The 13,295-nt window shown below is 41.2% G+C and carries 11 protein-coding genes; all 11 read right to left on the bottom strand.

The window, feature by feature from the left end:
* Positions 1 to 31 precede the first annotated feature (31 nt).
* Positions 32 to 826, bottom strand: coding sequence for a hypothetical protein (locus IPJ09_00560; GenBank protein MBK7369952.1), 795 nt, complete (start codon positions 824 to 826; stop codon positions 32 to 34).
* Complete coding sequence (gene murG, locus IPJ09_00555) at positions 823 to 1,917, bottom strand: undecaprenyldiphospho-muramoylpentapeptide beta-N-acetylglucosaminyltransferase (GenBank protein MBK7369951.1); 1,095 nt, start codon at positions 1,915 to 1,917, stop codon at positions 823 to 825. The genes IPJ09_00560 and murG overlap by 4 nt, the downstream gene beginning before the upstream one ends.
* Positions 1,901 to 3,118: a cell division protein FtsW gene (locus IPJ09_00550; GenBank protein ID MBK7369950.1), complete on the bottom strand. Its 1,218-nt coding sequence runs from the start codon at positions 3,116 to 3,118 to the stop codon at positions 1,901 to 1,903. Before IPJ09_00550 ends, murG begins: the two co-directional genes overlap by 17 nt.
* Positions 3,119 to 4,366 carry a phospho-N-acetylmuramoyl-pentapeptide-transferase gene (locus tag IPJ09_00545; GenBank protein ID MBK7369949.1) on the bottom strand — a complete coding sequence of 416 codons (1,248 nt, stop codon included), beginning with the start codon at positions 4,364 to 4,366 and terminating at the stop codon, positions 3,119 to 3,121.
* A gap of 126 nt (positions 4,367 to 4,492) precedes the next feature.
* A complete protein-coding gene (locus IPJ09_00540; protein ID MBK7369948.1) occupies positions 4,493 to 5,947 on the bottom strand; it encodes a UDP-N-acetylmuramoyl-L-alanyl-D-glutamate--2,6-diaminopimelate ligase in 1,455 nt (484 codons plus the stop codon).
* Between the two features lie 6 nt (positions 5,948 to 5,953).
* Positions 5,954 to 8,050 (bottom strand): transpeptidase family protein, encoded by a 2,097-nt coding sequence (locus tag IPJ09_00535; protein MBK7369947.1) that lies wholly within the window; start codon positions 8,048 to 8,050, stop codon positions 5,954 to 5,956.
* A gap of 7 nt (positions 8,051 to 8,057) precedes the next feature.
* The gene (locus IPJ09_00530) at positions 8,058 to 8,369 is read right to left on the bottom strand and encodes a hypothetical protein (GenBank protein ID MBK7369946.1); all 312 of its coding nucleotides are present in this window, start codon (positions 8,367 to 8,369) and stop codon (positions 8,058 to 8,060) included.
* 67 nt (positions 8,370 to 8,436) lie between these two features.
* Positions 8,437 to 9,369 (bottom strand): 16S rRNA (cytosine(1402)-N(4))-methyltransferase RsmH, encoded by a 933-nt coding sequence (gene rsmH, locus IPJ09_00525; protein ID MBK7369945.1) that lies wholly within the window; start codon positions 9,367 to 9,369, stop codon positions 8,437 to 8,439.
* Positions 9,351 to 9,827 (bottom strand): division/cell wall cluster transcriptional repressor MraZ, encoded by a 477-nt coding sequence (mraZ, locus tag IPJ09_00520; GenBank protein MBK7369944.1) that lies wholly within the window; start codon positions 9,825 to 9,827, stop codon positions 9,351 to 9,353. The genes rsmH and mraZ overlap by 19 nt, the downstream gene beginning before the upstream one ends.
* Positions 9,828 to 10,113: 286 nt before the next feature.
* A complete protein-coding gene (locus IPJ09_00515; protein ID MBK7369943.1) occupies positions 10,114 to 10,827 on the bottom strand; it encodes a polyprenol monophosphomannose synthase in 714 nt (237 codons plus the stop codon).
* 67 nt (positions 10,828 to 10,894) lie between these two features.
* Entirely contained in the window at positions 10,895 to 13,267 is a 2,373-nt protein-coding gene (locus tag IPJ09_00510) for a transketolase (protein MBK7369942.1), read from the bottom strand.
* Between the last annotated feature and the right edge of the window lie 28 nt (positions 13,268 to 13,295).

Below are 13,295 nucleotides of genomic sequence, written 5' to 3'. Positions count from 1 at the left end.
GGTTTTAATATGAAAAAAATATTGATTGATTTTATGTTTTTTTGGTACAGATTACCTGCCCATGATATTTTAAATTAACTGCCGAATATTTGTCCCAACCTTCAACAGGTAGTATGTCCTTGTAGAATTTTTTAAGTGCTTCAATCTTTTCATCCAACTGCTCCAAGTCTCCGATATAAATTCTGGAAGGTCCCAATTTTGGCACCATGGTCCATTGTCCCTGATCGTCTATGATGATTTCTTCTATGAGCGCATTGAGAATTCTATCATCCATAATGGTATTGGCCAGGTAAAACAAATCTTTTTCCATCCCGGGCCGTTTTAGCTGGAGCGTATCTCTATCACGGGGCACATCTGCAAATGCCACCAATACTCTGGGAGAATAATGCAATGAAGCAGGCATGGTAGTACCCTCCCTATCTATATACATACTATGTCCTTCGGGAGTCAATAACCTCATGATCGGTTCCCGCTGAGTGACAAATATATTCAGGCTGTTGTTTCCATCGATAAACACATCTGCGGACTTGATAAAATCCAACGAAGTCAATTCTGCTTCCACTGTACCGGGAGACAAGCGACCGACCGGAATTCCAGAAAATTCTGATTGGAATTTTTTAATGACTCTTGTGCGCATTTCCTCGCTGGTGATAAAATCATTCCCATTGTCCATATGCCTGACTTCGATCCTCAACGGCCCACTCAAGGCCCTGTTTTTATGCCTTCCTGCCTTATCATAAAACAACATCAAAACCAGGAAGGTAGCAACGATGGCATACCGGATCACATGCTGGTCAGTCGTTATCTTTTGCAATAATTTGTTCATGCTGCTTTGGGTATTAGTTTGAACAATTCATCTACAATCAAAGCCGCTGCCTGAGGCCTCGCTAAACTAGTCTGTGCTTTGCTCATCAGCTCCATCGCGGTGGCATCCTCTATCAACTCCAACACCTGTCTTATAGCCTTTACGTTGCAGTCATCATCCTGAATCATGATGGCTGCACCCAGATCAGTTAAAGCCCGTGCATTATGCGTCTGATGATCTTCTGCTACATTGGGTGATGGTACCAGGATACAAGGTTTATTAGCAACCAATACTTCTGAAATAGTAAGTGCTCCTGCTCTGCATAAGACCACATCTGCAATAGCGTAGGCCAGATCAGTGCGTTCAATGAAAGCCATGCCCTTTATATTTTTGCCGTACGGAGTATCGCCATATTTAAGCTGCCCTTGCTTGCCGTATTGCCAGATCCACTGAATATCAGGATTGGATTGGATCAAGGAGAGATTGCTGATCATAGTTTCATTGAGTGTCTTTGCACCCAAGCTTCCTCCCATCACCAACACAGTCTTCTTATCACCATCTAGTTGAAAGTATTGAGCTGCTTCTATTCTTTTTAAGGGGAGATCTGAAAGGTCTTTACGGACTGGATTGCCCGTCAATACAATTTTATCTTTCTCAAAAAACTTTTCCATGCCCTGATAGGCTACACATATTTTACTGGCCCTTTTTCCAAGAATTTTGTTGGTGATACCTGCATAGGAATTTTGCTCCTGAATCAGCGTTGGGATCTTTAGCCAATGTGCCATGTAAAGTATAGGACCGCTGGCATAACCACCTACTCCAACGACTATCTCTGGTTGAACTGACTTGAGAATTGAATATGCCTGTATCAGTGATTTGATCACTTTAAAAGGCAATCCCATATTTTTTAAAAATGATTTTCTTTGAAATCCTGCTACATCAAGACCTATAATTTTAAATCCGGCCTGAGGCACTTTCTCCATTTCCATTTTGCCATTTGCGCCTACGAACAGAATGTCTGCATCTTGCACACGAGATTTTATTTCCTGAGCTATTGCGATAGCTGGAAAAATATGTCCGCCTGTTCCACCGCCGCTAATGATCACTTTCATCCGCCTCGTATTTTTTGATGACAGAATCTTTTTTCGTGATTGGAATTAATTCCTTTTCAGGTACCGGTTGCTCTTCTTGCATAGACTCTATGAATTTGCTCACGCTCATGATGATGCCAAATGCAACACTCGTAAATAATACTGAGGTTCCGCCCATACTTACTAAAGGCAAGGTGAGTCCTGTCACCGGCACCAAATTGACAGAGACTGCCATATTGGCGAATGCCTGTACAACAAGATTTAATATCAGGCCCATCGCAAGCATAGCACCAAAAGCTTTAGGACTTTTTAAAACAATGCGCGATACCCTAAACAAGAGCCACAGGTACAAAATCACTATGCCGGTAGCACCAATCAATCCATATTCTTCGCATATAATGGCATAGATGTAATCCGCATATGCAGCTGGAAGGAAGTTACGTTGTGTACTATTGCCCGGGCCCACACCCATCCATGATCCATTGGCGATGGCTATTTTTGATTGTACCACCTGGTAGCCGCCATCAGATCCGGTAAAATCTTTAATTCGAGAGATCCAGGTATCCACCCTGGCGAGGTCCGGAAAAAACCACCATACCAATACCACCACTCCAAATAATAAGGCACCAAAAAAGCCCATCATAAAAATATATTTGAATGACACTCTGCCTACAAACATCAGCATTATAGAGGTCACGAATAGTAGCAGGGAAGTAGAAAGATTAGAAGGTGCTATCAGTCCACAGATTATCAGAATAGGAACCATGATAGGAATAAAAGCACTTTTAAAATCCTTGATGTATTCCTGCTTATTAGATAGAGATCTTGCCAAATATATGATCAAAGCCAACCTCGCATAATCGCTGGTTTGAAATGAAAGATTGATGACCGGCAAAGTGATCCATCTCTTGGCATCATTCGTTTCGACTCCAAATGCCAGGGTATAAATCAATAAGGGTATAGCAATCAAAAATAATACAGGAGCGAGTTTATTATAAATCAAATAATTCTGACGATGGCATGCATACATACAAAGCAAACCGATGCCTACCATGATCAATTGTTTGATAAGATACATCTCTGTATTGCCTTTGTATCTCAGGTAGGCCATACTGCCAGTAGCACTGTACACAGCCAGCAGTCCAAACCCCAACAATATGCCGATGATCAGCCACATCACTTTATCTCCCTTCCATTCCTTTTTGGTAGCTATTTGTAACATCTATCTGATTTTCAAAGTGATGATCGTCACTACAGCCAGCAGGACAGCAATGATCCAAAAACGATTTACAATTTTCACTTCGTGCATTCCACCTTTTTGAAAATGGTGATGTAATGGGGACATTCTGAATATCCTTCGGCCTTCGCCATACTTTTTCTTAGTGTATCTAAAATAAGATACCTGGAGCATGACACTACATATTTCTACCAGGAATATCCCGCATAAAATGGGTATCAATAATTCTTTGCGTAAGACGATGGCCAAAGTGGCGATAATGCCTCCAAGGGTGAGACTACCGGTATCGCCCATAAATACCGAAGCAGGATAAGCGTTGTACCATAAAAATCCAATACATGCTCCGATAAAGCATGAAGTAAAAATCACCAACTCTGCTGAATTGGGTATGAAATAAATGCCCAGGTAATTGGCGAATATTGAATTGCCACTTACGTACGCAAAAACTCCAAGAGTCACCCCTACGATCGCTGAGACACCAGTCGCAAGTCCATCAATACCATCTGTCAGATTAGATCCGTTGGATACGGCAGTAATGATAAATATAACCAGCAAGATATATAACAATGGGGTCAGTTTTTTAGCGCCCTCACCCATCCATCCCAATAACTTTGAATAATCAAATACATTGCCTTTAAAGAAAGGTACATTGGTGGACAAGGCTCTTGCGTGAACCATATTTTCCTGTCCTTCGGCAGTTTTGCTCAAATGCTCTACGATCTCATATTTTGCCTGTGTTGCTTCTGATTCGGTCAGACGGATGAGCACATGTTTATTATACATTAGAGTAAGGGCTACTATCAGGCCGGCAACGATCTGTCCTGCCAATTTTGTTTTTGCTTTAAGGCCCTCCTTATTTTTTTTATACACCTTTATATAATCATCTATGAATCCGATCATGAATAACCAAAGCGTGACAAACAACATTAGTAATATATATACGTTGTCTAATCTCGCCCAAAGAAGGCAAGGGATCACGATAGCCATGACGATGATGATTCCTCCCATGGTAGGAGTACCCTCCTTTTCTTTCTGACCACTTAACCCAAGATCTCTGACTGTTTCTCCGATTTGTTTGTTGCGCAAACTTTTGATGATCCTGCTTCCAAAGACAATCGATATAATCAACGAAAAGATCAGAGCCCCGCCTGCTCTAAAGGAAATGTAGCGAAACAGACCTGCTCCGGGTATATCAAAATGATTATTTATATATTCAAATAAATGATAAAGCATTGTATATTTTAATTACTTAGTTTGACTTTTTTAAAAACAGGCAGCGGGGTAAGACTACACTTTTGAAGCCATCGCCCGCTGTACCTGTTAAAACCAACCTGAGAATGATAATTAATCTTATAATATTCATATCAAAACTTCTTTTAATATGATTTTGTCATCGAATGGGAAACGCTGTCCTTTTATTTCCTGGTAGTTTTCATGTCCTTTGCCTGCTATCAATATGATGTCTCCTGGTCTTGAAGCCATCATCGTTGCCATTTTAATAGCTTCCTTCCGTTCCACTTGCCTGAAGACCAACTTTGCCTCTTCAGGTGAAAGTCCGCTCATCATATCATCCAGGATATCAAGAGGATCTTCGCTGCGAGGATTGTCGGAAGTGAATATGACCATATCACTCTTATCCACTGCTATTCGAGCCATCAATGGCCTCTTGGTGCGGTCTCGGTCTCCTCCACACCCTACTACCGTGATTATTCTTGATCCTTTATTTTTTAATTCCCTTATAGTGTCCAATACATTTTCTAAGGCATCAGGAGTATGAGCATAATCTACTATGCCTAGCACTTTTTTACCTTCATGATAAAAAGTATCAAACCTGCCGTCCACTGCTTGTATTTCACTCATTGCAGCGAGTACTTCCGTCGAAGCGAAGCCCAATCGCAATGCAACACCATACACGGCCAAAAAGTTATACCCGTTGAAAGCACCTACCAGCCGGCTATGTACCTCAACTCCATTGATGTCCAGGATGAGTCCTTGCAGGGTATTGGCCTTAATTTTTCCTTTATAATCTACGATTTGCCTGAAGCCATAATATTTAACATCGGCTTTACAATTCTGCACCATCACAGGACCATTCTTATCATCTTTGTTGATGATGGCAAATGCATCTTTTGACAGGGTATCAAAAAACATTTTTTTACATTCGAGATAATCCCGAAACGATCCGTGATAATCAAGATGATCATGTGTCAGATTAGTAAAGACTCCGCCGGCAAAATGCAATCCCGCAACCCTCGATTGTTTCATCGCATGTGAACTGACCTCCATGAATGCAAAATCACATCCTGCTTTGACCATATCAGCCAGAAGCCCATTGATCCTGATCACATCCGGCGTAGTATGACTTGCAGATATCTCCTGATCGTGTACAAAATTGCGCACGGTACTGAGCAAACCCGCTTTGTAACCTAATGCTTTTACCAATCGATACAGCATAGTGACTGTAGTAGTCTTGCCATTGGTTCCGGTCACTCCGACCAATCTGAGTGATCGGGAGGGGCGATTAAAAAAAACATCTGCGATGATACCGGCTGCTTGAGCAGAACTTTTCACTACTACATACTCTATTTCTTCCACCAGTTCCTCGGGTATTTTTTCACAAACAACAGCCCTTGCTCCTGAAGAGATGGCCTTGTTGATAAAATCATGACCATCGGATCCGATGCCTGCAATAGCTATAAATACATATCCATCAGCTATTTTTCTTGAGTCGAGGTCTACCCCTATTACATCAAACTCTGCGTTTCCCTTCTTGTCAAAGAACTGTATATACTGTTTTAAATCTGCCCACTTCATCATCGATCAGCCCATAGTTAATTCAATCGTTTGCCCTTCGACCTTTGTGCCTGGGGCTATCGATTGCCGCTTTACTCTACCATGGCCGAGGAGTTTTACTCTTATCCCTTTATTTTCCAATATAAATAAGGCATCCCGAAGGCCCATGCCTCTGACATCAGGTATTTGGCCTGAGTCAGCATTTGTACCTGAGAGCTCTAATCGATTTTCATCAGGTTGCACTATACCCCATTCACTGATACAATTATTTTCAAACCTTACTCCACTAAAATGTAAGATGGTCCTCAGATCCGTAGCATATCCTCCAGCCCTGATGTTTGGATTTGTTGTCATAGGCTTTTCTTCATCTGCCATTTCCGATGGAAGTATAAATTGAGAGGCTATACAATAATCAGCTATCTCCTTAAAAACAGGCATGGCTGCAGATGCACCATAGAACCCATTGACTTTGGGCTCATAGATCACAACAATGCAGGAATAAGTCGGGTCTTCAGCAGGAAAAAAACCGGTGAAAGAAGCCTGATATTTTTTTCCTTCACTAATATCCCCTTTAAAATAATTGGTGACGGCTGTACCGGTTTTACCCGCTATCGAATAAAGATCATTTTTTAGTGCGCGAGCTGTTCCGCCGCTGTCTACAGTACTCTTCAATAAGTCCAGGGCAAAGTCTAAAGTAGCTTTGGAACAAATTTTGTCTTCAAGTACTTCAGGTTGAATTGTCTTTATGGGTTCAGAATACTCCAATACCTGATGAACCAGCTGGGGCTGCATCATTTTACCTTTATTAGCTACCGCATTGTAAAAAGTTAACATTTGCAAGGGTGTAAGAGTGAGTTCATACCCATGGGCCATCCACGGTATAGAGGTGCAGCTCCATTTCTGATCTTGATTATAAGCTTGTTTAATATATGGAGTTGGCTCTCCCTCGAGGTCTATGCCTGAACGCTTATCTAAACGGAATTGATGAAGTCTATTAATAAATTTTTTAGCATTGTTGGCATAATATTTTTGAGCTGTCACTGCCACACCTACATTGGATGACATAGCAAATACTTGCCTCAGCGTAGGATTGGCTATGCCATGATCCTCTGAGTCTTTTATTTTTTTTCCGCAGATTTCGACTGATCCCTGGTTGATGTTGACTCGATCTATCGGTGAAATCAATCCATCTTCATATAGTGCCATCATCGTGGCTAGTTTAAAAGTAGAACCAGGTTCCGTAGCTTCAGCAACTGCATAATTAAAATACTCGCCTATATCGTCGCCAGATCTGGAAAGGTTGGCCATAGCTTTAATAGCTCCTGTCTTGACTTCCATAACGACTGCAGTGCCACCCAACGCATTATGATGTGCGATAGATTTATACAATGCCTGTTCGGCTACATCTTGAATATCAATGTCCAGGTGGGTGACAATATCCTGTCCTCTCTTAGGCTCATACTCACTGATATCATCTACCGGCACCCAAATATCTCTAGCTACTTTTTGAACAAGTTGGCTTCCTTGCTCTCCACCTAAAACTTTATCATAATATCCTTCCAAACCTACAGGATTGGCTCCTGTCCGAACAGATCCCAATGTTCTGCTCGCCAACATTCTATACGGTCTTTCTCTACGTGCGCGTTTGACCAGGATGAGACCACTTTTAGATTGGCCTAATCTAAACAATGGAAAATTTTTAATTTTTTCCATTTGAGAATAAGAAACATCATTTTTGATCATGAGGTATCTATTGCCTGCCTGGCGTTCACGCCATAAAAGATCCCTGTAGGCACGCTCTGATATAGAGGGATTGACATATCTCGAAAGGCAAAGCGCCAGCGAATCAATATTATTTAAAAACCTTTCTTTAGATGGAGTCAAAAGGTCCATACGAACATCAAATAATGGTAGAGAGGTCACTAACAATCTCCCATCAGACGACATAATGTTACCACGTTCTGCTTCTATCGGTTGATGTTTTACATAAAGGCTGTCGCCGCGTGCCCGCCATCGGTCGCCCTCGATGACTCCTACCTGGATGACCCTACCCAATATCAAGAAGCCTGTCAAGACAAATAACAGGAAAACGACATAGGTTCGTATGATGATTTCATCTTTCATCCTTGGACTACTTCTTGATTAATTTTTTATTGAATGAATTTTTGTTATAACCCAGGTCCAGGTACTTCACATCATTGACCAATTGGGTAGGAGAGCTTGAGAATAAAAACTCTGATTTAAATGACATGTAATGCCATCGAAGTTCTTTTACTTCTTCCCTGAGTCGATGTATTTCCCTTACTTTTTTTTCAGCTGAATGTGCATTGGCGATGTAGATCAAAGCAAGCACACCAGCAAAATAGATAAAGGGCAGGTTTTTTAACACCAACCCTCCAGCAAAAAAATTGCGAAATAACTTATTTTGAGACCTTGCTTCCATAATTAAAATTTTATTCAAAAATCTTTCCTGCGCATGTTTCGACACAAGTGCATTCTGATTTTTACAGTTATTCTTTCACTGACTTTTCAGCGATTCGTAATCGGGCACTTCGTACCCTGTAGTTTTCTTTTATCTCTTTATCTGAAGGTATCAAAGGCTTCTTAGTCACTGCCTCAAATACTTTTAATTTATTTCCAAATGGATCCCGCTTCAAGATCCCCTCCACATTGCCCGATTGAATCATGTGTTTTACCAATCTGTCTTCCAAAGAATGGTATGAAATGATTACTAATCGACCTCCTGGCTTTAAATAGTCCACCGTATCCGTAAGCAAGCATTGCAATGCACCCATCTCATCATTTACTGCAATCCGCAATGCTTGAAATACTTTTGCCAGATATTGGTTGGGCTGACCAACTGAGACCGGTGTGGCTATTTGTACCAATTGACCTACAGTTTCTATCAGGTTTTTCTTTTTAAATTCAATGATAGCGGCTACCAATTTTGATGCATTCCATATCTCTCCATATTCTTTGAAGATATTCTCCAGTATGGCTGGGGTAGATTGATTGATCAGGTCAGCCGCAGAATTTCTTTGTGATAGATTCATGCGCATATCCAGCGGCAAATTCAATTCTTTGTGTCTGAAGGCAAACCCACGCTGAGGTATATCTAACTGGTGCGATGAAACCCCCAGGTCGGCCAATACTCCATCTACTTGACAGATATCATAATACCGAAGAAACCGATAGATATATCTAAAATTAGACAGAATCAAAGTCAATCTGCTGTCTTCCAATTTATTTTGGAATGCTTGTTCGTCCTGGTCAAAAGAGATCAAACGACCTTTGTCGCTTAATTTTTGAAGGATAGCTTGCGAATGACCTCCTCCTCCGTAAGTGGCATCTACATAGATACCATCTGGGTTGATCACCAACCCATCCAGGGTCTCCTGCACCATGGCTGGCACATGGTACTCACTCAATCTGTAGAGTTTGATTGGTTCTCGCTACCCCCACCAAATACCTTTGCAGCCAACTCGCTAAACTGGGCTGGCTCATTAGCCAACTCATCTTTATACATCTGAGCATCCCACAATTCTATCTGATTCCGATAGGCATACAATACAATCTCTTTCTGAATAGATGCGTGTTCGGATAGATTTTTTGGAATCAGTAAGCGATCGGTGGCATCGGCATTGATCTCTGTAGCTCCCCTGTAGAAATACCGTACAAATTGTCTTTGGACAGGGTCATAGAGGTTGAGCCGATCTACCTCGTTTGCTTTTTGATCCCATACTGTTTTTGGATAAATCATGAGGCATTTTTCAAAACCTCTGTTGACGACGAAATTGAGCGTAATCCCTTGTTCTGATAACTGTTTTACAAGGCCAGAAGGTAGTTTAATCCTTCCCTTATCATCAATGGTGCCTTGATATTCTCCTGTAATGCGGAACACTCTCTCTTGGTTTGTGACCCAAATATAATCACAACTTCCCACTTTACACCACTTTCACCCACTTTTTTAATTATTTTTTATTAATTTAATTTTAACTCATATGTGTTAACGACTTACAATCAATAAACTTATATATATTTAATTTTTATTACTTATACAAATAAGTACATAATCACAACAAGTACAAATATATAAACATTTGATATAAGTATAATATATATAAAGCTAAAAAAATATTTTTTCACCTCCGGACAATGCAGGAAGTGGATAAAAATTTAAAGAAAACTTAATTTTTATTTTTGTTGAGACGAAGTTGGATTACTCCTAAAGCTGCTTCCTTGATAATTCCTCCATGCATTTTTGAAGTGCCGGCTACCCGGTCTGTGAAGGTAATGGGTATCTCTGCCACTTTAAATCCCTTTATCCAGGACTTATATTTCATCTCTATTTGGAACGCATAGCCGACGAATTTGATCATGTCCAGATCCAAAGCTTTTAAAACATGACTTTTGTAACAGACGAATCCCGCTGTTGGATCCTTGACCGGCATACCGGTCACCATTCTGACATACAAAGAAGCCCCATAGGACAAAACCAACCTGTCCCAGGGCCAGTGAGTCACTTTGCCATCTTTGATATACCTCGAGCCTACAGTCACATCAGCACCCTTTCTGCATGATTCGATGAGTTCCAAGACCTTATGAGGAGGGTGTGAGAAGTCGGCATCCATCTCTATCAGATAATCATAATCACGAAGCAACCCCCATTTAAAGCCTGTGATATATGCGGTGCCCAATCCTTGTTTGCCACTTCGCTCAATCAGAAAAATTCGTTGATTAAATAATGGGGTAGCCCGTACAAGTTGTCCTGTACCATCCGGTGATCCATCATCGACTATAAGAACATCAATTTCACTATGCAGGCCAATCACTGCATCGAGTATCTTAAGGATATTCTCCTTTTCGTTATAAGTCGGAATGATGACTAATGACCTGGGCATACTGGCGATATAAGGCAAAGATATATTAATCTGTATATATAATATAAAATACTAATATGAGGCTGTCCTAAGCTTTTATAAGTTCAAGTATTTTCTCTGCGATATCTTCAGCATTAGGTTTAGAAAAATAATCTCCATCTGATCCATACGGTGGACGATGATCAGCTGCTGTGATACATACCGGTGATGCATCAAGATATTTATAACCTCCCTGGACTTCAAGTACTTCACGCATCATAAACGCGGTAGCCCCGCCCGGCACATCTTCATCAAGAAAGATAATTCTGTTTGTTTTCTGAAGCGATTGACAGATTAGGTGGTGAATATCAAAGGGTAACAAAGTCTGCACATCTATCAATTCTACAGAGATACCATGAGGTTTGATCATTTCCAACGCTTGCTCTGCTATTCTGACACAAGATCCATAGGTGACCAGTGTTAAGTCACTGCCCTCTTCGATTATTTCAGGCACACCAAGGGGCAGGCAAAAAGTACCAAGGTTGTCCGGCATTCTTTCCTTCAACCTATACCCGTTCAAACATTCTACTATGATCGAGGGATCATCAGACTGTATCATCGTCTGATAGAATCCTGCTGCCTGTACCATATTACGTGGCACTAGCAGATGAATACCCCTCAAAGAATGCAACATCATACCCATAGGCGACCCACTATGCCATACACCTTCCAGTCGATGCCCTCTGGTTCTGATAATAAGCGGAGCACATTGCTGTCCATTGCTGCGATATCGCATACTGGCCACATCGTCAGAAAGGGGTGCAAGCGCATAAATCAGATAATCTATGTATTGGATTTCAGCGATTGGTTTTAGTCCTCTCATAGCCATACCAATAGCCTGACCAACAATAGTCCATTCCCTTATACCAGTATCAAATATCCGGTGTTCACCATATTTATGCTGCAAACCTGCAAATCCCTGATTGACATCACCAATTTTGCCTACATCTTCTCCGAAAGCGTATACTCTGGGATCTGATGCAAATAACTTATCGAAATATTGGTTCAATATTTTATAACCACTCACCATTGGAGCATCTGGCTTATAAACTGCAGGCACATCCTTGATCTTTAAAGCCGCATATGGCGTATCACTGATCAATTTGGTGTGAAATCGAGTTTCTGCCAGCTGCTTTTGATGATCCAACCATTGACGCAATGGCGTAGTTAATTCTTCATCAGTTCCATCTGGGATGGCAATCAGAAATCTCCTGACATTTTTAATTAAATCACTTATGACGGGTTCTCTATAATGTTTTAGTTCTATGATCTGATGTTGAATAAGGTCATCCCACTCGGGTTTAGTGGTGGAAGTCTGTTGATAGATCCGTATCAGCGTCTTGATCTCAATCTGGGTTTTGTGAATACTTTTTTCAAAAGCATCATCTCTCTCTTTCCGGACCAACTCTTTTGCCTGCTTTTTCAGATCCAGGTCCACTGTCTCAGTCAGCACTCCAATCTCTACCAGCCAGGACTTCATCACGTGCATGCAATCATGGGTCCTTTCCCACTCCAGTCGTTCTTTGTTTTTATACCGTTCCTGTGACCCTGAAGAAGAATGGCCTTGAGGTTGAGTCAATTCATGCACGTGTACTAGTACTGGTGTTGAATAGGTCCTTGCAATCGTGGTAGCTTTTTCAAATACCGAACATAACTCTGTATAATCCCAGCCTTTGGCGGTAAATATCTGTATGCCTTCACCTTCTTTTTCACCAATGAATCCTTCAAGTGCTCTACTGATAGATGATTTAATAGTTTGGTATTCTACAGGCACCGATATCCCATAACCATCATCCCAAACAATCATTACTAAGGGTACTTGCATGACACCTGCGGCATTCATAGTCTCCCAAAAAGGACCTTCTGAAGTACTGGCATCGCCAATAGTACAAAAAACGATTTCTGTCCCGTTATTGGAAAAACCACCTTGGTTTAACTCCTTATTAATTTTATAGATATTTGATGCTTGCGCCAATCCAAGTGCTCTGCCCACCTGCCCCGCTACACACGACACATCAGAGGTCACATTGTACCTGGTGGTATGGTCTAACCAATCACCTTGACCGTCAATAAAAGGAGTAGCAAAATGACAATTCATCTGTCGTCCACCAGAGAAAGGATCATGGTCAGAATCTGCATACATCTGTGCAAAAAACTGGGATACATCACAGATACCCAAAGCGAACATGATCGTCTGGTCCCGATAATAGCCAGATCTAAAATCTCCTGGCGCTATATAATGAGACAGTGCGACTTGGGCTATCTCTTTTCCATCACCAAAAATGCCGAATTTACCTTTTCCGCTCAGTACATCGCGACGCCCCTGCAAACTTACCTCCCGACTGACCAGGGAGATCCAGTAATCCTTCAATAGAGTTTTTTCCATTGAATTCTCCACTTCTTTATCCAGCTCCAAAGGCATGTCCAAAAATTCTACATTCATCGGCTTG

The sequence above is a fragment of the Saprospiraceae bacterium genome (assembly GCA_016709995.1).
Taxonomy (GTDB): Bacteria; Bacteroidota; Bacteroidia; order Chitinophagales; family Saprospiraceae; genus JADJLQ01.
Note: the sequence above shows the minus strand (reverse complement) of the source record. Positions and strands in the feature narration are given on the sequence as shown.